Below are 22,356 nucleotides of genomic sequence, written 5' to 3'. Positions count from 1 at the left end.
CTGAAAACCTGTTCGACCTCGTGCGTTCCTGGCGGATGTTTGAATCTGTTGAGAAGACGTTGCAGCATCGGAAGTACTTTTCATCCGTCAGGTAAATGGAAAGGTGATTTCACCTCTCTATTCGCAGGCTTATTTCAGGGCCCGGAGGCCATATTAGGGCGCGCTCGGCGGATCTTCGGTCTTTATTGCATATCTGCGGCCATGGCGCATTTCGATATAGGTGGAGGCAAGGGGCCCGAAATAACCGAGCAGGCGAAGGGTCAGCCCGAAGTGGATCTCGCGCCTGTTTTTCTCCATGCCGGCAAGGATGATCCCGGCCACCGTTTTGGCATCGACCGGCCTGACGCGCCCCATGATCGCCTGTGCTTCCGGCGGGCGCAACGGCAATTCGCGCTCGAACTGCGGGGTCAGCGTGTCCGGCGGAAAGCAGATCGAGACCGACACTCCGCTTCCGGCGGTTTCCAGCCGCAAGGCGGCGGCAAGGCCCCTGAGGGCGAATTTCGACGTGCAATAGGCGCTGTAACCCGGAATGCCGATCAGGCCCGCGCCCGAAGACACGATCCCGATCCGGCCGCGGCCCCGCCCCAGCATGGCCGGAAGAACCGACCGCACGCTGTTGGCGACCCCGGTCACATTGACGGCGATCTGCCGGTCGAAGGCGGCCCCGTCCTGGTCGACGAAGCGGGCCGGTTCGACGATCCCGGCGCAGGCGGCAAGCATGTCGATGCCGCCGAAGCGGGCCGTGCAGCGGGCGACGGCGTCGCCGAGGGCTTCGGCATCGGTGACGTCGGCCGGCACGCCCAGGACCCGCTGCGCCTGTGCCCCTGCCTGCGACAACGCGCGCTGCGCCTCCGCCAGCCGGCCTTCATCGCGGGCGATGAGGGTGATGCGGTTGCCGTGCGCAAGCAGCTGCGCGGCGATGGCGAGGCCGATGCCGCTCGACCCGCCGGTGACGAGGACATGGCGCATGTCAGGTCCCCGAGAGCAGGCGCGCGATCTGGGTGGGGTCGATGGCGTTCAATCCGAAATTGTCGCGCACGAGGTCGCCGAGCAGCCTTGCCGTCAGCGCCACCGTTTCGCGGATCTGGTCTTCGTCGTGCTCGCTGGTGATGAAGAAGCGCAGCCGCGCCTGGCCTTCGGGCACGGCGGGGTGGATGATCGGCAGCACGTTGACGCCGGCGGCGAGCAGGTCATTCGACAGGCGGACCGCCCGCAGCGAGTCGCCGACGATCACCGGCACCACCGAATGGCCTTCGCTGAGGCCGGTATCGAGGCCGGCCTGGCGCGCAAGGTCGAGGAACAGGCGGCCGTTGTTGCGCAGCCGCGCCACGCGTTCGGGCTCCAGGGCCAGAAGGTCGAGGCTTGCAAGCGCGCCCGCCGCAAGGGCCGGCGCCAAGCCGACGCTGTAGACGAAACCGCCGGCCGCCCCCTTGAGGATCGTCGTCAGGGCCTCGCTGCCCGCGATGTAGCCGCCGCAGCTCGACGTCGTCTTCGACAGCGTGCCCATCCAGATGTCGACGCAGGCGGGGTCCATGCCGAAATGCTCGTGGGTCCCGCGCCCGCCGGGGCCGAGGACGCCGAGGGCATGGGCCTCGTCGACCATCAGCCAGAAACCGTAGCGGGTGCGCAGCTCGACGAGGCGCGGCAGGTCCGCAAGGTCCCCGTCCATGGAATAGACGCCCTCGACGATCACCAGGATGCGGCGGAACTTCCCGGAGAAATCGAGCAGAAGCTCTTCGAGATGCGCCGTGTCGTTGTGCCGGAAGAAGCGCCGCGCCGCGCCGGAAAGCTTGATGCCGGCCAGCGCGCTGTTGTGGATGAACTCGTCGTGGATGACGAGGTCCTCCGGGCCGAGGATCGTGCCGAGGGTCGTCACGTTCGTCAGGTAGCCGCTGACGAAGACGACGGCGTCCTCCACCCCATAGGTGTCCGCAAGGCGTGCCTCCAGCTCCCGGTGGACCGGCCGCTCGCCGGCGACGACCCGGCTCGCCGAGGCCGAGAGGCCGTAGCGGTCGAGCGCATCGCGCACGCGGGCATGGACGGACGGATGGCGGTTGGCGCCGAGATAGTCGTAGGACGCGAAGTTCGCGATGCTCCGGCCGCCGATCTCGGTCCTGGCGCCGGCGCCGATATCGTGCGTGCGGTAAAAGGGATTGTCGATCTTCACGAGTTCGCCGGCCAGCTCCTGCATGCGGATCTGGCGGTATTCGGGCAGGTCCTCGAAACGCGGCACGGGGCGGTCCTGCGCACCGGCCGACAGGCCGGCACGACCTTCCATGGCGGAGACGCCGCGCATCCGTTGCAGCAGCGCCGCCTTGCGTTCCCGTGCCATGCGGCTGGCGGGCAGTTCATCCATGCGCGTCACGTGCTCCGCGATGCGGTCGGGGAGGAGACCATGTGCTGTTCGGCCAGGGCCTCGATATCGTCGAGGTCATCCCTATCGTGCTCCGCCTCTTCGGCGCGCGCAACCTTCTCGTAGAGTTTCCGCACGACCTGCTCGACGGTGGTCGTCTCGCCGACGCTGGTGATCGGAATGTCGAAGCCCGTCTTCTCCTTGAAGCCGAGGGCGAGTTCCACGGCCATGAGGCTGTCCAGGCCGACATCCTTGAGGATCTTGTCCCGGCCGAGCGCGCTTTCGGGCACGCGCAGGATCGTCGCCATCTCCTGCGCGACGAGCGCATAAAGCGCTTCGAGCGCCTCCGCCTCGCTCTTTTCCGCGATGAGGGCGGCAAGATCGACGGTTTCCACGCCGCTGGCCGTGCCCGCCGGGCCCGCCTGCCGCAGCAGCACTTCGAAAAGCGGCGTCCCGACGATCTTCAGGCTGCGGGCCGCGGCCCAGTCGATCGGCGAGCAGACGAAGACGGCGGCCTCGACGGTTCCCGGATCGAGGCGCATATGGGCCTCGACCATGGCAAGGGCGGTCACGGCCTTCATCGCGGCGCTGCCGATGCGCCGGGCCAGGAGGTCGCCGACCTCGTCGTTGCGGGCGAGATACCCCCGGTCCGAGATCGCGCCGAAGGCGACGGCGAGCGCCGGAAGCCCCTCCTGCCGCCGCCGGCGGGCCAGCCCTTCGAGATAGCCGTTGGCCGCGACATAGTTGCCCTGGCCGGGATTGCCGACCAGCGTCGTCGCCGAGGAGAACATCAGGAAATGGTCGAGCCTGTCCTGCCGGGTCGCCCTGTCGAGCAGCGCGGCGCCCTCGGCCTTGACGGCGATGACCTTGCGGAAGCGCTCTTCCGTCAGGTTGGGCAGCAGCGCATCGTCCAGCACCATGGCGGCGTGGACGATCCCGCGGATCGGCGCCTGTGCCCGCAGGCCGGCGAGCAGTGCGTCGAGCGCGGCCGCATCGGTCACGTCGCAGGCATGCAGGCCGGCCGTTACGCCCCGCTTGCGCCAGCGGGCGACCGCCGCCTCGGTTTCCGCGTCGCCCGCGCCGCGCCGCGTCACGAGGGCGAGCCGCCGCGCACCATGGGCAACGAGCCAGTCGGCGGCGGCAAGGCCGAAACCGCCGATGCCGCCGACGACGACGTGAATCCCGTCGGACGACAGTGCCAGGGGCTTGCCGTCCGCCTTCGCGATGGCGTCGCGGCCCGCCTGCGGCGGCAGGAGCACGATCTTGCCGACATGCCCGGCATTCTGCATCAGCCGGAAGGCATCGGCGATCTCGTCATGCGCGAAGGTCCTGTAGGGCAGGGCGCGAAGGTCGCCCTTGGCGAAGAGCGCGCCGAGCTGCTCGAAGATCGCCTTCGTCAGGGCCGGCGCCTTCAGCGGCAACTGGTCCGCATCGATGCCGAAATAGCTGATGTTGCGCCGGAAGGGGCGCAGGCCGATCTTGCGGTTGGCGTAATAGTCCCGCTTGCCGAGTTCGAGGAAGCGCCCGAACGGCTTGAGCAGTTCGATGCTGCGTTCCATCGCGTCCGAGAACAGCGAGTTCAGCACCAGGTCGACGCCCGCGCCGGCCGTCGCCGCCATCACGTCGGCGACGAAGGAGAGGGACCGGGAATCGAAGACCTGCTCGACGCCGAGCGAGCGCAGGTAATGGCGCTTCTCGTCGCTTCCCGCCGTGCCGATGATCGTCAGGCCGAGGGCCTTGGCGATCTGGATGGCGGCGAGGCCGACGCCGCCGGCCGCGCCGTGTATGAGGACCGTTTCCCCCGCCCGCGCGCGGCCGAGCTCGACCAGCGCGTACCAGGCCGTCAGGAAGGTCACGGGAACGGTGGCCGCCGCGGTCAGGTCCAGCTCCTGCGGAACCTTGGCCAATCCGGCGCGCTGGATGACGGTATGGGTGGAGAAGGCGGCCGGGCCGATGCCCATCACCCGGTCCCCCGCGGCAAGGTCGCTGACGCCGGCGCCGACGGCGGTGACGCGGCCGGAAAACTCCATGCCGATCGTGGTGCCGGCAAAACCGTCTTCCAGCGCCTCTTCGGGCAGAAGCCCCATGGCCCACATCACGTCGCGGAAGTTCAATCCCGCAGCGGCGATCTCGACGAGCACCTCGCCGGCCTGCGGCGTCGGCCGCTCCATGCTTTCCCAATAGAGGCTGTCGACGCGCGAGGGGGTGCGTTGCCGTACGGTCGCGGCCGCAAAGTCCGCCGAGGAGACGGTGTGCGGGTCGACCGATCCGCCGACGGCCCGCAGGGCCTCGGCATGTCCGGCCGCCGCCGGTATGCGCCATTCCCGTTCGTCATGGCCGGCGCTTGCAAGCCGGAGCGCCTTGCGCCAGGCGCCGGGTGCCGCATCCACGAGATGGATGTCGACGTCGCTGAATTCGTTCGCCAGGACGCGGGCGAACGTCCAGAGCCCGGTGGCAAGCGGCGATGCCGCGGTCCCGTCGCCGCGGCGGCCGTCCGGCGCGCCGCCGGGCAGGAGGAGGACGAGCGTCGACCGGTGCCCGGCCGCGGCCCTTGCCTGCAGGACTTCGGCGACCCTGGCCAGCCCGTGGGCTTCCTGCGCCAGTCCGCCCGCATCCTCGCCGTGGTCCGACGGGGCGGCGTAAAGCAGGAAACCGGCCTGCTGGCCGGCGTCGAGCGCCGCGTCCAGCCCGGCATCGGGCTGATGCAGGGCGATGGCAGGCAGGCCCGTCAGGGCGCCCGCCGCCGACCCCAGCGGCAGGAAGGGGACATCGCGCCCGTCCTGTTCCGCGCGGCGCCTGCGGCTCGGGGAAACCTCGACCAGCAGCAGCGCGCCATGGGCCCTGGAAACCGTGTGGAGGACCGGCGGGGTCTTCGTGAGCGCGGCGAGCCGCCGCCGCCATTCCTCTTCGCCGGCCAGCTTGCCGACCGGGAAATCCTCCGACAGGCTGCCGGAGAACCAGCCCGGCGTCAGGCCGAAGAGGAAATCGCAGATCGGGGAGGGCAGCGTTTCGGCGGCAAGCAGCCGCGCACCGTTGTCCAGTCCCGTGGCCAGCGCCGCGGACAGGGCTTCATCCGCCGCGAGCATGGCATGCAGCCGGTCGCAGCTGCTGACGATGAGGTCGGCGCCGCCGAGCGCCTCCGCCGATGCGGTGACCAGCACGCGCCCGCTGGCCTCGAAGAGCATTTCGACCCCGCGCCGCAGATCGTCCGCGGGCTCGACGATGACGAGGCAGCCGCCCGCCTGGCCGGCAAGGTCCGCCAGCCGCTGGCTGAAATCCCGGGCCGACGCGCCGATCTGGACGATGACCGGCGCGGTGTCGCGGCCTGCGGAGACGGCTTTCTCCGCGGCCGCCAGGATGATGGCGTTGCGCTCGCGGGCCTGCGGCGAATGCAGGCGGAGCGTCCGGCTCATGGCCGTTCCGGCATAGTCCAGCACAGCCGTATCCTGCGTCTGCAGTGCCTGGATATGCGAGAGCGCATTGGCGCGGATATCGGCGAGCATCACCGCCTCCACGCCGCGATCCGGGCGCTCGGCCGTGAATTCCGCAAGGGTTTCCTCGATGGCTGGCAGGTCGCAGAGCGGCTGGACCTGCCAGGCGCGATCCTGTTTTTCGGCCATCCCGGCCCCTTCCAGGAGATGGAGGGCATTCGACAGGAAGGCGCGGAAGTCCCGGTCGCCCGGCACGGCGAAGAGGGAGAGCCCCCCTGCCGGATCGGCCAGCTGCAATGCCATGTCGTGACAGGCCCTCAGGATGGCGGCCTGCAGCAGCAGCGAGCCGTCGTCCGGCACGGCCGGCGCGGGCACCTCCAGGACGCGGTCGGGCGCCTCCGGGACGGGGTGCTCCAGACGCGCTTCGGCCACCGGGACAGACTCGTAATGGAAGGCAAGCGACGCCAGGGTGTGCGGCTGCTGGAACCAGGTCCGGCGGAAGCGACAATCCTCCAGGAGAAGGAGCGGCTGGCCGTCCTCCGCCTCGATCAGGAAGCGGGCCTTGATCGAGTGGGCGCTGACCCGCTCGATCGCGATGCGCGCGCGCCGGGGAAGGCCTTCCGCCAGCAGCGTGGCCGAACCGAAACGGACCGGAATATAGGGCGCGCCCTCCACGTCGCCCGAAAACCTGTCGAACAGGCCGACGAGCCCATGGAAGGCCGCATCGAGGCTCAGCGGGTTCACCCCCCATTCCAGCATCGGATGGGCGGGGCGGGCAGCGGCCCGAAGATCAACGTCGACGCGCCCGTGCCCTTCGGTCCGGACCCGTTCGGCCAGCCGGAAGGCCGGGCCGTAATCCAGCCCGAAGGAGGAGGCGATGGCGTAGATCCGCTCCGGCGGGACATCCTCGGCCGCCGGGCCGAGCGCCGGGAACGGCGGCATGCGGGTCGCGGGCAGGACCTTCTGGCACCGGCATACGGCATGAAGGGTCCAGTCGTCCGCGCTCAGCCGCTCGCGCGAGCGGATCTCGATCGTGCCGGTCTCGCGCGAGACCACGGTCGATAGCTCCACGAGCGTCGGGCCGAGCTCGAGCGGGCGTATCAGCTCGATATTGGTCAGCTGCACGGCGGTGGTCTCGAGCGCCTGCCGGGCCACCTGAAGCGCGATCTCGATGAAGCCCGCGCCGGGCATGATGGCGCGCCCCTCGACGACATGCTCGGCAAGGTCGGGGAAGAGGCGGGCGTCCAGATGGTTCTTCCAGGCGGCCCCGTTCGGGTCGACGCGCCAGCCGGCCAGCGAATAGGGCCGGGCGATGTCCCGCCCGAACAGGTCGTACCTGTCCGTCGTCGGCGTGCCGGCCATCGGCTCCGGCTCGAAGGGAACGCCCGGCAGGTCGATCGTGGCGTCCCGGCGGGACGACGGCAGGGCGGCGCCATGGGCGAGGGCCCGGATGATGCAGGTCTCGACGGGATCGGCCGCGCCCTGGGCCTCGGTCTTGTCGAGCGTCGAAAGCAGCTGGGCCGCCGCGCCGCTGACCTTCACCGCGTCCTTGAGATAGTTCGTCAGGATGGGCCTGGGGGAGATCTCCATCAACAGGTTGCAGCCCTGTTCCAGCGCCTTGGCGACACCCTGCCTGAAATGAACGGGTTCGCGGACGTTGCGCCACCAGTAGGCGGCGCCGAGCGCCGCCCCGTCGACGGGCTCTCCCGTCACGGTCGAGATGAAATCGTATTCGCTCGCCCGCGGCGTGATCCGGGGCAGGGTCTTCAGGAATTCCGTCTTCGCCTCGTCGATGAGGGGATGATGGAACGGATAGTCGATATCGGGCAGCGGCTGCACCGCCAGCTTCTGGCGCCGGCCGAGCGAACGAAGGGCGGCGATCTGCTCCTTCGGTCCCGAGATCGTGACCGAGTTGCTGGCATTGACGGCGGCGACGGTGAGGTCGTCGAGGCCGTTGCGCTGGAGGAAGTCCTGCGCGGCCTCCTCGCTGCAAAGCGCCGCCGCCATGGTGCCCCGGCCCTGGGTGACGTGCTGGCAGCGCGAGCGGACCGCGACGACCGCGACCGCATCGACCAAAGAGAGCGCGCCGGCGATATGGGCGGCGGCCACCTCGCCGATGGAATGGCCGAGCACGGCGGCCGGGCGGATGCCGGCGCCGAGCAGGCACTGCGCGAGGGCGACCTGGATCGAGAAGAGGAGCGGCTGGGCGACGCGCGTATCGGCAAGCCGGCCGGCGAGGTCCTCGGCCGTCAGCAAGGTCGTCAGCCTTTCGCCGAGATGTTCTTCGAAAAGCGCGCTTATGGCGTTGAAATGCCGGCGGAAAGCCTGGTTCTCGCGGATCGCGTCGATCCCCATGCCGGCCCATTGCGCCCCGTTGCCGGAGAACAGGAAGGCGATCTTCGGCTCGCCCACCGGCGCTTCGCCGGTGGCGGCGCTTGCCGTGCCATGTCCCGCCAGCTGCTGGTCGATCGCCGAAATGACGTCCCGGACCTTCCTGCGGCGCGCGACGAAACGGTGGCGAAGCGAGGTGCGCCCGGCCGTGGCGGCCGAAAGGAGGGCCTGCGCCGCGTCCGGATCGGGCGCCGCGGCAAGCCGCGCCTTGTAATCCCGCAGAAGCGCGTTCAAGGCCGTCTCCGTATGGGCGGAGGCCATGAAATAATTCTCGCGCGCCGCCTGCTCGCCGTTGCCGGCCTGGTGCACGGCCGGATCGGAGATGACGACATGCGCGTTCGTTCCGCCGAAGCCGAACGAGTTGATGCCGGCAAGCCGCGGACGATGGCTGCGCAAAAGCTCCAGGGGCGTCGCCGTGACGCGCACGTTGAGGCTGGAAAAATCGATCGTCTCGTTCGGCCGGTCGAAGAAGAGCGAGGCCGGCAGGTAGTCGTTCTCGAGCGCCATCACCGCCTTGATCACGCCGAAGAGCCCCGAGGCAGGCTCGGTATGGCCGATATTCGTCTTGATCGAGCCGAGCGGGACGGGCGCATGGCGGCGGCGGCCGATGACCTGGCCGATGGCCCAGACCTCCGCGGGATCGCCGACCTTCGTTCCCGTGCCGTGCCCTTCGATGAAGGCGAGATGGTTCGGGTCGATGCCCTGCCCGTCGTAGATCGATTCCAGGAGGCGCGCTTGGGCTTCCTGGGAGGGCAGCGAGATGCCGTTCGTGCGGCCGGCGGAGTTCACGCCCGTCGCCAGGATCCGGGCGCGGCTGCGATCGCCGCTGTCGTTCGCCCTGTCGCTGCGGCGCAGGATGACGGCGGCCGCGCCTTCGGCGCGGACATAGCCGGACGCATCGTTGTCATAGGCCCTGCACCGGCCTTCCGGGGACAGCATTCGGGCTTGCGCGAAACCGCCGAAGGGCAGCGGGTGGCTGAGCAGGTTCACGCCGCCGACGATCGCGGTGTCGATCTCGCCGCGGTTGAGGGCCCGGACCGCCTGGTCGAGCGCCACGAGGGAGGATGAACAGGCCGTGTCGATCGTCAGGCTCGGCCCGCTCAGCCCGAAGATATGCGAGATGCGGTTCGCCACGATGGACAGCGTGTTGCCCGTCATGAAATAGGGGCCGGCCCCCGCGGGATCCTCGACGGACAGGTTGGCGCTGTCGAGGCTGGATGTGCCGATATAGACGCCGATCGTCTCCGCCTGCAGCGAGGCGAGGGGAAGGTTGGCGTCCTCCAGCGCGCGCCAGGTCACCGACAGCAGCAGCCGCTGCTGGGGGTCCATCGCCATGGCCTCGCGCCGCGAAAGCCCGAAGAGGCGCGCGTCGAACAGGTCGATGCCGTCGACGACGCCGGCGGCGAATGTATAGGTCTTTCCGGGAACGCCGGGGCTGGGGTGCCAGAAGCGGGACCGGTCCCAGCGCCCTGCGGGAATCTCGGTGACGGTGCACTCCCCCTTGCGCAGCACTGCAAACAATTGCGATGCCGAATCCGCACCGGGAGCAACCGCAGCATATCCGATAATTTCAACCGTCATGAGCACCAAACATCGCGACTATCCACCCCGGATGTGACGACCTCGAAGGTCTTGCCGTTCCTGAACAAAACTGAACTGCCTCACCTAGGGTTGTTCGCTACTTTAGCAGAGCAATACAAGAGACTGGGTTGCCATCGCAAGTCCATAACTTGCTGCCGGGTATATGAACATAGGCTTACGAAAGTATTCCCCAATCGATCGAATCAAGGCACGGCATCCAGGCCCGTGGAAAGCCGACGGGTGCTTATGCAAAAGACGGTATATGCCGGGTGCTTATTCGAAGATGATGTATAAAGCACGACAGGCCCCGTCCTCGACCGGCCCGTCATGGCTCCCCGCCGTCCGGGGGCGTGGACTGCCTCCCGTCGAGACGGTCCGCCACGGCTATCGCAGCGGCGGACGAGCCCGCATCCGAATAGAAGTTCCCCCGGACCTGGTATTCGTGGGCGAGCAGCCTGAAAAAGGCGCCGGTCAAGGCCGCGTCGGCCGGGAAGGGATTTTGCCAGAAGGCGTCCAGCGACCCCGGATAGCTGAGGCCCGGCGTGTCGAAAACCGCCGATCCCAGCGTCTTGACGGGCTTCAGCCGGCGCAGGGCCGCGATCGCGGCGGTCGAGTTGACCGTCACCAGGCCTTCCGCCCTTTCGACCAGGTCGTCGAGGCTGCCGCCGTCGATGAAATGCACGCGTTCCCCGATCCCGCGCCGCCGCGCCTCGGCCGCGACATAGGACCGCCAGTCGATGAGGCCGTTGTCGAGGGGATGCAGTTTCACCAGGAGTTGGTGGGCCGGACCGGCATGCGCGGCAAAGGAGGACAGCACCTGGGAAATGGCTTCCTGCTGGCCGGCATAGGGGGAATGGGCCCGGAGCTGGTAGTCCGTCTGCAACTGTAGCGGGTATACATAGAAAGGGTCCCCGGCGGCGAACAGGCGCGCGCATGTGGCGCGCGCCGCCTGTTCGGCACGTTTGCGCCGCAGCAATCTCAGGCTCCACCCCGCATATTCGGCAAGGGGATGGAAAAGGGCATGCCGCCGGTAATGGGGGTAGAGGAACCAGAAGAAGACATTGGGCAGATTGTAGAGCAGATCATAGCCGGCTTCGCGCAGGAAGCTCTGCCGGAAGCGGACGGCCCAATCCGGTTCCGGCAGCCCGGCCGCCGCCTCCAGAATGCGCCGGGGGTCCCGCGGAAAGCGCGAATTGGACGACATGCCGTCGCGCTCGAACGTCACCCAGTCGGGCCTGAGATAGCCCATCTCGATGACGTGGACATCGACATGCAGCGCCCGGGCGGCCCGTATGGCGGCCTTGTGGTAGGGACGCTCCTCCCCCAGCAGGACGAGATCCGTCGTGCCGTTCCGGGCCATGAAGTCATGCACGAAGGCCGGCCAGTCCTCGCTCCGGCCGCGATAATCGACACCGCCGCGCCGCCACCAGAAGATCCAGTCCCCCAGATTGAGGTTGATGCGCTGGCAGGCATGGCCCATCCGCTCGAGCCGCGCCGCGCATTTGGAAAAGAGCGGGGACGACGGCCCCTGGAGGAACAGGACCGTCCGCTTGCCCCGCTCCTTCCCGGCCGGTGTCTCCTCTTCCCTCACGGCTCCCGCCTCACCGGAAGATCGGCATGGGCAAGGAGGGCGCCGAGCAGGTTCCAGGGGGCTTCCTCCTTGGTGACCGGCAGGCCCGGGCGATCTTCCCCGGCATGCGCGAGCGGAACCACCACATAGTCCGTCCTCGGATCGGGAAAGGGATCGGCAAAGGATTTCAGCAGCGGGGCGTGATCGCCGTAGAAGGCGAGCCAGACGGGACGGTCCAGGCGGTCGAGATAGGCCGTCAGATGCCCGAGCGCATCGTCCGCCTTGCGCAGGAGCTCCGCGTAGATGTCGACGGGATCGGTCAGCTCGCCGCATCGGCCCGGCTGCCACGGGCCATGGTTGCCCATCGACGCGACGAAGAGAAAGGCCGGCTGCTCCTTGTCGATGCCCTCGATGATGTCGATGACCCGGTCGGCAAGATGGCGGTCCGAGACATAGGGTTCGTCTGCCCGTGGCGTATGGTCGAACGCATCCAGCATGGTCATCTGCTCGAAGCCGAGGAGCGGCATGGCCTTGTCGCGGAAGAAGAAGGTCCTGTCATAAGGATGGATGAAATGCGTGTGCCAGCCCGCCCGCTTGAAGCGCATCGGCCACACGACATCCGCATAATGCGATGCCCTGAGATAGGGATAGCTGGCATCGACATAGGCATCGTCCGGCTGAATGCCGCTGAGCACGGCGAACTCGGTGCGCAGCGTGTAGCCGCCTTCGAAAACGCTCGTCATGCGCCCGGACTGGGCGGCAAGGGACCGCAGGCGGTCGAGATGGGGAAGCTCCAGCCCGGAGACCCCGAAATGGCGAAGATCGATGAAGGATTCGGACTGCCAGACCAGGACGAGGGGCGCGCCGTCGCGATGGACCTCCGCATCCGCATGCACGATCCCGTGAAAGGCGTGCTGCATCGTCGCCGTCAAGTCCATCAGGAATTCGTCCCGCCGTTTCCCGATCCAGACGATGAAATGGTAGACGACGGAGGCGAATGTGCCGAAGCGCACCGTGTTGCTGTGCACGTCGAGCGTACGCAGCAGGCCTTCGCTGAGCTTCACCAGCCGGACGTTGGCCGGCCTGAAGAAGAGCAGCATCCAGGGGGCGAAGGCGACGAAGAGCCCGACGGCGATCCAGAGCAGGCCGTTCCGCTCCGGCAGGATGCTCGGCTCGAAGATGTAATAGAGCGCCGAAGCCCCGAACACATAGGAGGCCGCGACGGTCCAGAAGAAGATGTTGAGCTTCGTCGCGTAGAAAATCTCCTTGTGCTTCAGGACGCTTGCGGCAAGGGCTATGTCGGAGAACACGAGGGGTTCGCGGATGAAGATATATTTCGCCCGGGAGATGCCGGTGAAGATGATGAAAAAGCTGATCGTCGCCTGCGAAGCGTAGACGGGACGCCACGAAATCGCGAAGAAACCGGCAAAAACGAGGGCAATGACAGGAAGACGGGCCAGCGTCTCGAGGATCGTCCGGCCAAGGGTATGGCTGGCACGATGCTGGCGTGCGACGGCGCGTGGCAGCGCAAAGCCATCCGTCAGATAGACGATCGCGCAGGCCCACAGGTAGCAAGTGGCCGTCAGCAGCCAAGCGTTACCAAACCAATCCATCCACCCGGCCTATAATCCACCATCTTCTTCAGCGAGACGGCCGAAAGTGGTCGACCTGCAAGGAGTGGGAATACTTCGGCACGCCCTGGCGTGCAAGTGCCGGGCCCGACGCCATGGCCGGCAGCGGGGTCCTGCCGGAATTTGCCCCGCCGGTCCCGAGCTGGTAAATCGTCGGCAAAACAGCGGAGGCGAAATGCGGCGCAGGTTCCTGAACGTCGGCGGCGGCAGCAAGGAAACGCCGGTCTCCGACATCTACGAGGGGTGGGATCATGTCCTTCTCGACATCGATCCCGCGGGCGATCCGGATATCTGCCTGGATGCCCGGGACCTGCGCACCCTTCAGCCCGACCAGTTCGACGCCGTCTACTGCTCCCACAATCTGGAGCACTACTTCGCGCATGATGTGAAAAAGGTGCTGGCGGGGTTCATCCATGTCCTGAAGGCGGACGGCTTCGCCGAAATCCGCGTGCCGGACATGGGCGCGCTCTTCGAGGAGATCGTCGCCCGGAAGCTCGACCTCGACGATCATCTCTATACCTCGCCCGAAGGACCGGTGCTCGTCCGCGACGTCATCTATGGCTTCGGCCCGCAGATCGAGGCGTCCGGGGTGGATTTCTACGCACACAGGACAGGCTTCACCAGGAAGTCGATGCGATCGGCCCTTGCCGCCGCGGGCTTTCGCTATTGCGTCTTCACGACGGGCCGGGATCGCGAAATCGCCGTCCGGGCCTTCCGGCAGATGCCCACCGGCGCGCAGAAGGCCCTGATCGGCCTCCCGCCAAGCTGAACCGCCTGCCACGCGGCGGCGCTGCATGCTCCGTTGATGACCCACGCACGCATATCCCGGGCAGGCTCGAGTTCCCAATATGGGAATTTCGTTGACTCCTCCATCGCCATCCGCTATTTTTCCCAATGTGGGAATCGGGGCATCGAATGCGGATCATCTCTCGGAAGGTGCTCGTCGACTTTGCTGTAGACCACCCTCAGGCGAAACCGTCCCTGGAGCATTGGGAAAGGCTGACCAAGTCGGCCTCTTGGGCGACCGTTCAGGAGGTAACCGCCGCATTCTCACAGTCCAAGGGCCTCAACCACGAGCGGGTTCGCTTCAAGGTACAGGGCGGGAATTACCGGCTCATCGTCGCCTTTGACTTCGACCGGCAGGCCGCCTTCATCAAGTTCGTTGGCACCCATGCCGAATATGACCGTATCGACGCCCTGACCGTATCCCAGTTCTGAGGAGCCCATGATGGACATTCAACCGATCCGAACGGACGATGATCTTTCGAAAGCCATTGCCGAGATTGAAACCCTCTGGGGGGCCGAGCGGGGCACAGCGGACGGGGACAGGCTTGATGTCCTGATCACCCTTGTTGACCGATATGAAGACGAGCACTATCCGATCGGGCCGGCGCATCCTGTCGACGTGCTCAAGATGCACATGGAGATGACCGGGCGGCGGCGGGCGGACCTTGCATCGCTTATCGGGTCGTCTTCACGCGCCTCCGAAGTGCTGAACAGGCGGCGGGCGCTCACCCTCGACATGGTGCACAAACTCAACAGGCATTGGGGCATTCCGGCCGAATACCTTGTTGTTCCCTACGAGCTTGAGCGCCTTGCCGTCAAACCGGTTCGCCGTGCTGCCGATCCTGTCCGAAAGAGGGCCTGACGATGATGGCAGCAGGCTACGGCTGGGCATGCCGATCGATCCGCCGCCCTCCGAATTGCAGGGCTGATCGAACCGGAAAAGGCACCGGGCACTGGCAGCGTGAAGATCGAGCCGTCTGCGCCCAGCCCAACTCTTGCGAATGGACGCGCTTTGCTTCATCCTCCTCTAATAAAATGGAGGAACAGGCATGGGATCCGATTGGAATCAGCGCCGGAAAGAATTCCTTCTGCAGATCGCTCAGGCCGAAGAAGATCTCGTCTTTCTCGACCTGGAGGCGGAGATGGCCGCGTGCTGGGGAAGCGACGAGCAGGCCCAAAGCGCCGCCCGGGACAAGGTCGAAAGCTGTCGCGCCGCGATCGCCAACCTGTCCATCGCCATCCGGGCTCTGGACCGGCTCAATACACAGCACTGATAGTCTCTCCGGCATGCGCGCTCAGAGAATGCAGACGAGGGGAACGGCCGACGTTCCCAGAAGGCCGGCCAGCGTCACCAGGAGGACCTTCAAGAGTCTTCGGTCATACTCTTCCTTTTTCGGCGTGCGATAGGCCATGTCGTCCTCCCACGAGGGATGCGGAGCTACCAGGGGTAAAGCGTGACCGGCCGGACTTGTTCCAAAATGCGCCGATCCTCCCGAAGGCGGGTCGATCGACGGATTGACCTTTGTTGCGAGTTTGAGAATATCGCACCCGCCGAGAGCGGGGGATCGGGCAATGTCTCGCCTGCGCTTCAAGCCTAGAACACGAGAACAGGCCGTAGATGCTGTCCTGGCTGCAAAAACCGGTGAATTTTCAGGAAGTCCTGGTCGACGAGTATTTCGAGCCCGTTCGCGCGGACTATTATGCCGGCCCTCCCGGAAAGCCGCTGCAGCTTCTTCTCCAGGCGCGCACCGACTTTCTCTCGATGTGGCGGGCAAGCGATTATCGCGAGATCGTCTCGCAGATCCGGATCCTCGGCCGCCAGGTCGTGCTCGTCAACAGTCCCGCCCTCATCCGTGACGTCGTCGTGAAACGACAGGACAATTACGAGCGCAAGAGCCCGCAGATGCGCAGGGCGCTGGAATATCTGCTCGGCGACGGGCTGTTCATCTCCGATGGCGAGACCTGGCGGCAGCGCCGCGCGCTCGTCGCCGACATCGTGCACATGAACCGCGTGCCCGCCTTCGGGCCGGTCATGGAGCAGACGGCGGGCGAGCTCGTCGAGCGCTGGCGCGCCATGCCGGAGGGCGCGACCCTCAACGCGCTGCACGAAATGGCCGGCCTCACCGCCGAGATCATCTCCCGCAGCGTCTTCGGCAACCAGCTCGGCGAGGACAGCGCGGCCGCCGTCACCGACAGCTTCACCAGCTACCAGGCGCTCATCGATTCCATCAATCTCGGCTATTTCATCGGCTTCGACGACGGCCTGCCGATCCTGCGCACGCCGTCCCTGCGCCGCTCGGTCAAGCGCATCCACGGCATCATCGACAAGGTGGTCGAGGACCATCTTGCCGGACGCGGCGACCACAATTCGATGGTCGAGCTGCTGATCCGCCGGCAGCAGCGCAATCCCGAGCTCAAGCTCGACGTGATCGCGCTGCGCAACGAGGCCGCGACCATCTTCATGGCGGGACACGAGACGACGGCCGCCACCCTGACCTGGGCCTGGTACCTGCTCGCCCGGGCCCCCTGGGTGGAGCGCTCCGTCCACGCGGAAATCGCCAGGGTCTGCGCAAACCGGACGCCGACCATCGAGGACGTGCCGCAGCTTGCATGGTGCAAGGCGGTGATCGAGGAGACGCTGCGCCTCTATCCGCCGGTGCCCATCCTCGCCCGCCAGAACCGCAGGGCGGACACGCTCGGCGACATCGCCATCGCCCCCAATTCCCTCATTCTCATCGTGCCCTGGCTGCTCCACCGCACGGAAAGCCTGTTCAGCGAGCCGCACCGGTTCCTGCCCGAGCGCTTCCTGGGCGACCGGCGCCCGATACCCTACAGCTACATTCCGTTCGCCAGCGGCCCGCGTGTCTGCCCGGGCCTGCATTTCGGCCTGACGGAGGCCGTGCTCTGCCTTGCCATCATAGCCCAGCGCTTTCGCGTGCGCGTCGCGGAAAGCCACAGGGTCGAGCCCGTCTGCCGCCTGACGCTGCGCCCGCGGGACGGACTGCCGGTCACCCTGGAGCGACGCCCATGACGGAACAGAGCCCGCCGCAGGACAAGGCCATGGCCCGCCGCAAGGCCTGGATCTTCGCCGCCGGCGACCGCCCCGGCCTGTCCGCCTTCCTGGCCGGCGGCGCGCAGCGCAAGCACTTCCTGCGCTACTGGATAAACGACAATATCTGGAACGGGCTGCATCTTCTCGGCCATTTCTCCATCAAGCTGCTGCCGATGGACATCGCCTCCGGCCTCGGGGCGCGGCTGGGGCGCTTTGCCATTCCCCGGTTCCACAAGGTCGCGGAAAACCGCGCCCGCGACACGATACGCCAGCTTCGGCCGGATCTTTCCCAGGCCGAGCAGGAAGCCCTGCTCGAAGAGAACCAGAGGGCGCAGGGCCGCATCATGACGGAATTCTCCGTCGTCAACCGCATCGGGAGGCACCCCGACCGTATCCGGCACCACGGGCTCGACATCATCGACAAGGCGGTACGCTCGGGGCCGACCATCATCGTCGGCCTCCATCTCGGCAACTGGGAAATCGGGCCGCTCATCCTGCGGGAGATCAATGTCTCGCTGCATGTCTTCTACGTGCCACCCAGGGAACGGGCGAAGGCCTGGATCGCCGAGCGCGTCCGCACAAGGACGGGCGTCCGCTTCCTGCCCCCCGGCTTCCAGGGCGTGCGCCCGGCCGTGAAGATCCTGCGCGAAGGCGGGGTCGTCAGCACCTTCTGTGACGAGGGCTTCGGCGGCGTCATCCGCGGCCCTTTCTTCGGCCGGCCGCCGCACATGGAGGGCAATATTGCCCTCATCATCCGTCTGGCGCGCATGACCGGCGCCACGATCTGCCCCTGGTACAACATCCGGACGGACGGCTTCCGCTTCGAGGCCCATGCCCTGCCTGCCATAACGCTGCCGCCGGAAACAAGGCCCGGCGAGCGGCTGGTGGAGGACATGCAGCTGCTGAATGCGGCAGTCGAGCCGGTCGTCCGCGCCCATCTCGACCAATGGTATTTTCTGGACAGTGCGCTCCGCCCGATGGAGTAAGGAGGACGGATCCCGCGCCGTCTTTTGCCAGCCGCCGGCAAAGGCGCAGCGGCATCAGCCTGCGGCGCGCTCCAGAGCCTCCTCGGTTTCCGCCCGGCCCACCGCCGTATAGGCGGCGAAGACGATGACGTCCGGATGCTTTCATAAAGGTCCGGATGGACCGCCTTGAGCGGCTTCGCTGTCTCCGAGGTCCTTGGTGATAAACCGGGGCCACTTTCTGGTCATGAGTGCTCCTTTCGGCGAAGCGGAGCGGGAGACCCCAGGATCAGGCCCCTCAGTTCGCGCCGGATTGCAGGGCCTTGAGCCGCGTCTTCGCGGCGTCGGCCAGCGCATGTCCGGCATGCCGGCTGATGAAGCGTTGCCAGCCTTCCGGCGTGTTGCTGCGCTCGGCCATCCGGAACTCCTCCCGGACGGCGATCTCCGGATCGCGTGGCAGCGGCATGGTCATTCCGTCCTCCTGGGCGCTCAAGGGCAGGCAAGCGGCGATGACCAGCAGCGCCGCGGCGTTGATCCTGCCGATCATCCCCAATTTTGCCATGCGCCGCGGCCTCCCGTAGAATTTTTTAATGAAATCGTCCGTGCTTAGAGTAGCATAACTGCGGCTGTCATGCGCGTTCGTTTTCCGATTTACTGACAGCCGGGGGGAAGCCAAGAAAAAGTTACAGACCGCCGTGGCGGCGACGGCCGGACATTTCAGGCAACACACAAATAGTGGGGGCAAGCTATGGCGACAGCAATCAGTTCAATTCCGACTGGCGACCAATATATCGATGGCGTCTTGTATGGCACTCAATGGAGCGGCACGGTCACTTACAGTTTCGCGGACGCCTTCAGTGATTTCGGGCCCTATCCCTACACCGTTACCGGTTTTCAGCAGGTAAGTCTTCAGCAACAGAATGCCATCCAGTCCATCTTGGAGGGAACCGTTACATCCGGTACTGCGATGTTCACCTACGGTTCGTTCGCGCAGGTTTCGAACCTCGACATCTCGCTGGCGGCAGATCCTGCGGGAAGCTCGGATCTCACCATTGGCCAGGCCAACTTTTTCGACGGTACAAACCTGGATACGGCGAGGGTGGCGGATTTTCCCCGTCTCGATCAGGATCCGTCGGGCGGTGACGTCTGGTTCGGCGACGACTATGCTTCGTATCGCACGCCGCTGGTCGGCACCTATTCCTGGGCAACCCACATCCATGAGTTCGGTCATGCCATGGGGCTGAGCCATGGGCACAATGCCGGCACGGATATAGACGGCTTCGAATTCGCCATCCCGCATGACCGCGACGGCATGGAATTCTCCGTAATGACCTACCGGAGCTATGTCGGCGCGCTGACGAACGGATACACCAACGAGCAGTATGGTTATGCCCAAACGCTGATGATGTACGACATCGCGGCAATCCAGCATCTTTATGGTGCCAATTTCAACACGAATTCCGGCAGCACCACATACACCTGGTCGACGACGACGGGCGAGATGTTCATCGACGGCGTTGGCCAGGGCAAGCCGGGCGACGGCGTTTCAGCCATCGCGAACCGGCTTTTCCTGACCATCTGGGATGGCGGCGGAGAGGACACGTACGACTTTTCGAATTACACGGAGAACGCCTTCATCGACCTTTCGCCGGGCGGGTGGTCGCTCGCCTCGCAGATCCAGCGGGCCTATCTCGGCGAAGGCGCCTATGCGAACGGGAACATCTACAACGCGCTGCTCTATAACGACGACCTGCGCTCGCTCATCGAGAACGCCATCGGCGGCTCCGGCAATGACGACATCGGCGGCAACGTCGCCGACAACACGCTCACGGGCAACGGCGGCAACGACATCCTCGTCGGGCGCGGCGGAGACGACACGCTGAACGGCGGCACGGGCGACGACACGCTCTATGGGGATTTCCGCACGCCGGCGAACACCTATGCGGGAACCGGGCTTTTCACCGAGAACGGCGACGCCAGCAATTCCTCCTTCGCCACGGCCCGCAACCTGGACGATGCGATCGGCTACAGGAACGACCCGAACATCGAGCATTCGGACACGAATCCGAGCGTGACCATCACCGGGACCGGGGACGGGAACCATGACTGGTTCTCCTTCGATGTCAGAACAGCCGGGCAGATCACCCTGGACATCGACGGTACGCTCGATTCCTATATCGAGCTCTACGATGCCAACGGGAACCTGCTGGCCTTCAACGACGATTCCTCCCAGGACAGCGGCAGCACCAACATCTGGCAGAGCTTCATCGCCTATACCGTGACGACGCCCGGCCGGTATTACGTCAAGGTCGGCACCTATCCGGGCGGCAGTTCCATCGGCATCGGCCTGACATACACGCTCGGCATCGTGCTCCCGGATCCGGTGGAGGCCGATACCGGCGGTTCCGGCAACGACACGCTCAACGGCGGCGCGGGCGACGACACGCTCATCGGAGGTGCGGGCAACGATACGCTTAACGGTGGTACGGGCAACGATACGGCCGATGGCGGTACGGGTGACGACGTCTTCGTGCTGAACGGCAATCAGGCCGACTTCACCTGGGTCCAGAACCAGAACGGCACATGGACCGTCACCGACACGCGCGCCGGCCACGAGGGCATCGACACGCTCAAGGATGTCGAGTCCCTCAGGTTCAACGACGGGACGGTGGTCCTGCAGACCGTCATCGTCGATCCGCCGAGCCAGCCCGGCGACAAGGTGACCATCATCGACGGCACGAGCGGCAACGACTTCCTGAGCGGAACGGGTGGCGCCGACAAGATTTCCGGCTATGGCGGCAACGATGCGATCTACGCCAAGGGCGGCGACGACGTGGTCTATGGCGGCGCCGGAAACGACATCCTTGGCGGCGGCAACGGCAATGACGAGCTGCGGGGCGGGACCGGAAACGACCTGCTCTTCGGCGGCGCGGGCCACGACAGCATTTTCGGCGGCGCTGGAAACGACATCGCCTGGGCCGGGTCGGGCAACGACACCGTCAGGGGCGCCGATGGCAACGACCTTCTGGGCGGCGGCGCCGGAAACGACGAGCTGCGCGGGGGAGCGGGTCACGACATCCTCTTCGGCGGCCTGGGCAGCGACAGCCTCTTCGGCGACAAGGGCAATGACGAGCTCTATGGCGGCGCGGGACGGGACCAGCTGAACGGCGGCCTCGGCAACGACCTCCTGGCCGGCGGCGCGGGCGCCGACACCTTCATCTTCCTGAAGGGCGAAGGAAACGACGTCATCCGGGATTTCAATGCCGCCCAGGGGGACCGTATCAGCCTCGGCGGCCAGACCTATACGGTCACGTCGAACGATGACGGCTTTGCGCTCCTTCACCTTTCCGGCGGGGGAACGATCGTCCTTAACGGCATTGCGGCGGATGACATCCTGTCGGGCTGGTTCCTGGCGGCCTGACGGCCGCCGGCGCACACCGGACAAGCCCCTTTTGCCCCGCCCTGTGGCGGGGCTCTTGTTTTTCGCAAGGGGGCGTCCCCGGGAAATGCGGCGCGCACAAAGCCCCCTCCCCGCCGGGAATGTTCTTTACGGGTCCGGGAAGTCTCTTTACCCTCTCCAGGCTCCGGGGCATTTTCTATGCCGAAGCGATGCCGGACAAGGCCGTCAAGACAAACCTGCAGAATGGGCGCCAGGACGAATGGGTGAATTTGCCGAAGGGCTTGCGGATTTCTTCGTTTTGCTTGCCGGGCTCTACGGCGCAACCGTCGCGATCTATTTCCTGCTCGGCCATGGCATAACCTGGCTGAACAACCGCAACCCGGAACGCCGCATCCAGAAGAACAGGCGCGGCGAAAAGCGCAAGGCGGCCGAAATCCGCCTGAGCCTCGCCTCCATCCTCGTCACATGCCTTTCCGTGGCGATCGGCCTCTTCGCCCAGGACAGGGGTTGGGCCATGCAGCCCTGGGCGTTCAGCTGGTGGACCGCCGTCCCCCTGTTTCTCCTGTGCATGGTGCTGTTCGACACCTGGTTCTACTTCGCCCACCGGCTGCTCCATACCAGATACTTCTACAAGTACCATCTGGAGCATCATCGCAGCGTCGCGCCGACCGTCTGGAGCAACGATTCCATCGGGCTTGTCGATACCGCCCTGTCGCAGGGCTTTTATGCGGTGATCGTCTTCATCGTGCCGTTTCCGCCCGTGATCCTGCTTGCCAACCGGCTGTTCGACCAGATCAACGGCACCTTCGGCCATGCCGGTTTCGAATATTTCGCCTCGAAGACCGCGCGCTATCCCTCGCCCATGCTGTGCACGACCTATCACGACCAGCATCACGCGGAGTTCAAGTACAACTTCGCCAATTACTTCTCGTTCTGGGATCGCATGCTGGGCACGATCTCCCCCCTTTACGACCGCCGGGTGGAGACTTTTGAAAAGGAAGCGCCGGCTATCAGCCTGAAGCTCGACGAACAGGTTCCGGAGGGGCGCAAAACCCGGCCTTGAGGGGACGGCTGCCCGGCAGCCGCGCCCATCCCCGTCAGGAAAGGGCCACGATCAGAGCCGGTCCGCGGTGCGCTGGATGTTGTAGGCCGCGCTCGCCCCGCTGGAAACGATCGTCAGGAACTTCGCAAGGTCCGTC

The 22,356-nt window shown here is 66.0% G+C and carries 14 protein-coding genes; 8 read left to right on the top strand and 6 right to left on the bottom strand.

The window, feature by feature from the left end; translation table 11 throughout:
* Positions 1 to 153 precede the first annotated feature (153 nt).
* The 5 genes from MUU56_RS29405 to MUU56_RS29385 form a co-directional block, all read right to left on the bottom strand.
* Positions 154 to 969, bottom strand: a complete 816-nt coding sequence (locus tag MUU56_RS29405) for an SDR family oxidoreductase (protein ID WP_244770834.1) — start codon at positions 967 to 969, stop codon at positions 154 to 156.
* 1 nt (position 970) lies between these two features.
* Positions 971 to 2,356, bottom strand: a complete 1,386-nt coding sequence (locus MUU56_RS29400; protein ID WP_398432975.1) for an aminotransferase class I/II-fold pyridoxal phosphate-dependent enzyme — start codon at positions 2,354 to 2,356, stop codon at positions 971 to 973.
* Positions 2,357 to 2,361: 5 nt separating this feature from the next.
* Positions 2,362 to 9,756: a type I polyketide synthase gene (locus MUU56_RS29395; protein WP_263195019.1), complete on the bottom strand. Its 7,395-nt coding sequence runs from the start codon at positions 9,754 to 9,756 to the stop codon at positions 2,362 to 2,364.
* 325 nt (positions 9,757 to 10,081) lie between these two features.
* Complete coding sequence (locus MUU56_RS29390; RefSeq protein ID WP_244770832.1) at positions 10,082 to 11,347, bottom strand: capsule biosynthesis protein; 1,266 nt, start codon at positions 11,345 to 11,347, stop codon at positions 10,082 to 10,084.
* Complete coding sequence (locus tag MUU56_RS29385) at positions 11,344 to 12,939, bottom strand: LTA synthase family protein (RefSeq protein WP_244770831.1); 1,596 nt, start codon at positions 12,937 to 12,939, stop codon at positions 11,344 to 11,346. Before MUU56_RS29385 ends, MUU56_RS29390 begins: the two co-directional genes overlap by 4 nt.
* Positions 12,940 to 13,132: 193 nt before the next feature.
* Here MUU56_RS29385 and MUU56_RS29380 point away from each other — a divergent pair, with 193 nt between their 5' ends.
* From MUU56_RS29380 to MUU56_RS29355, 6 genes are all read left to right on the top strand, one after another.
* The gene (locus MUU56_RS29380; RefSeq protein ID WP_244770830.1) at positions 13,133 to 13,726 is read left to right on the top strand and encodes a class I SAM-dependent methyltransferase; all 594 of its coding nucleotides are present in this window, start codon (positions 13,133 to 13,135) and stop codon (positions 13,724 to 13,726) included.
* Between the two features lie 146 nt (positions 13,727 to 13,872).
* The gene (locus MUU56_RS29375) at positions 13,873 to 14,175 is read left to right on the top strand and encodes a type II toxin-antitoxin system HigB family toxin (RefSeq protein WP_244770829.1); all 303 of its coding nucleotides are present in this window, start codon (positions 13,873 to 13,875) and stop codon (positions 14,173 to 14,175) included.
* A 7-nt stretch (positions 14,176 to 14,182) separates the two neighbouring features.
* On the top strand, positions 14,183 to 14,605 hold the full coding sequence (locus MUU56_RS29370) for a helix-turn-helix domain-containing protein (protein WP_244770828.1): 423 nt from the start codon (positions 14,183 to 14,185) through the stop codon (positions 14,603 to 14,605).
* Between the two features lie 187 nt (positions 14,606 to 14,792).
* A complete protein-coding gene (locus MUU56_RS29365; protein WP_244770827.1) occupies positions 14,793 to 15,017 on the top strand; it encodes a hypothetical protein in 225 nt (74 codons plus the stop codon).
* 368 nt (positions 15,018 to 15,385) lie between these two features.
* Positions 15,386 to 16,774, top strand: a complete 1,389-nt coding sequence (locus tag MUU56_RS29360; protein WP_244770826.1) for a cytochrome P450 — start codon at positions 15,386 to 15,388, stop codon at positions 16,772 to 16,774.
* Positions 16,771 to 17,781 (top strand): lysophospholipid acyltransferase family protein, encoded by a 1,011-nt coding sequence (locus MUU56_RS29355; RefSeq protein WP_244770825.1) that lies wholly within the window; start codon positions 16,771 to 16,773, stop codon positions 17,779 to 17,781. Before MUU56_RS29360 ends, MUU56_RS29355 begins: the two co-directional genes overlap by 4 nt.
* A 274-nt stretch (positions 17,782 to 18,055) precedes the next feature.
* Here the strand turns inward: MUU56_RS29355 and MUU56_RS29350 are convergent, their stop codons facing one another.
* The gene (locus MUU56_RS29350) at positions 18,056 to 18,304 is read right to left on the bottom strand and encodes a hypothetical protein (protein ID WP_244770824.1); all 249 of its coding nucleotides are present in this window, start codon (positions 18,302 to 18,304) and stop codon (positions 18,056 to 18,058) included.
* A 420-nt stretch (positions 18,305 to 18,724) separates the two neighbouring features.
* Here MUU56_RS29350 and MUU56_RS29345 point away from each other — a divergent pair, with 420 nt between their 5' ends.
* Together MUU56_RS29345 and MUU56_RS29340 are read left to right on the top strand one after the other, a co-directional pair.
* On the top strand, positions 18,725 to 21,178 hold the full coding sequence (locus MUU56_RS29345) for a M10 family metallopeptidase (protein ID WP_244770823.1): 2,454 nt from the start codon (positions 18,725 to 18,727) through the stop codon (positions 21,176 to 21,178).
* A gap of 238 nt (positions 21,179 to 21,416) precedes the next feature.
* Positions 21,417 to 22,220 (top strand): sterol desaturase family protein, encoded by an 804-nt coding sequence (locus MUU56_RS29340; RefSeq protein WP_244770822.1) that lies wholly within the window; start codon positions 21,417 to 21,419, stop codon positions 22,218 to 22,220.
* Positions 22,221 to 22,356 lie beyond the last annotated feature (136 nt).

Source organism: Shinella yambaruensis, assembly GCF_022899355.1.
GTDB lineage: Bacteria > Pseudomonadota > Alphaproteobacteria > Rhizobiales > Rhizobiaceae > Shinella > Shinella yambaruensis.
This window is presented reverse-complemented; position numbering and strand designations above follow the sequence as displayed.

Bases quoted from the DNA above. Each gene is read 5' to 3' on its own strand.
- MUU56_RS29380 (WP_244770830.1), top strand. From the start codon at position 13,133: ATGCGGCGCAGGTTCCTGAACGTCGGCGGCGGCAGCAAGGAAACGCCG.
- MUU56_RS29350 (WP_244770824.1), bottom strand. From the start codon at position 18,304: ATGATCGGCAGGATCAACGCCGCGGCGCTGCTGGTCATCGCCGCTTGC.
- MUU56_RS29365 (WP_244770827.1), top strand. From the start codon at position 14,793: ATGGGATCCGATTGGAATCAGCGCCGGAAAGAATTCCTTCTGCAGATC.
- MUU56_RS29375 (WP_244770829.1), top strand. From the start codon at position 13,873: ATGCGGATCATCTCTCGGAAGGTGCTCGTCGACTTTGCTGTAGACCAC.
- MUU56_RS29385 (WP_244770831.1), bottom strand. From the start codon at position 12,939: ATGGATTGGTTTGGTAACGCTTGGCTGCTGACGGCCACTTGCTACCTG.
- MUU56_RS29395 (WP_263195019.1), bottom strand. From the start codon at position 9,756: ATGACGGTTGAAATTATCGGATATGCTGCGGTTGCTCCCGGTGCGGAT.
- MUU56_RS29355 (WP_244770825.1), top strand. From the start codon at position 16,771: ATGACGGAACAGAGCCCGCCGCAGGACAAGGCCATGGCCCGCCGCAAG.
- MUU56_RS29370 (WP_244770828.1), top strand. From the start codon at position 14,183: ATGATGGACATTCAACCGATCCGAACGGACGATGATCTTTCGAAAGCC.
- MUU56_RS29400 (WP_398432975.1), bottom strand. From the start codon at position 2,356: ATGGATGAACTGCCCGCCAGCCGCATGGCACGGGAACGCAAGGCGGCG.
- MUU56_RS29405 (WP_244770834.1), bottom strand. From the start codon at position 969: ATGCGCCATGTCCTCGTCACCGGCGGGTCGAGCGGCATCGGCCTCGCC.
- MUU56_RS29345 (WP_244770823.1), top strand. From the start codon at position 18,725: ATGTTCACCTACGGTTCGTTCGCGCAGGTTTCGAACCTCGACATCTCG.
- MUU56_RS29340 (WP_244770822.1), top strand. From the start codon at position 21,417: ATGGGTGAATTTGCCGAAGGGCTTGCGGATTTCTTCGTTTTGCTTGCC.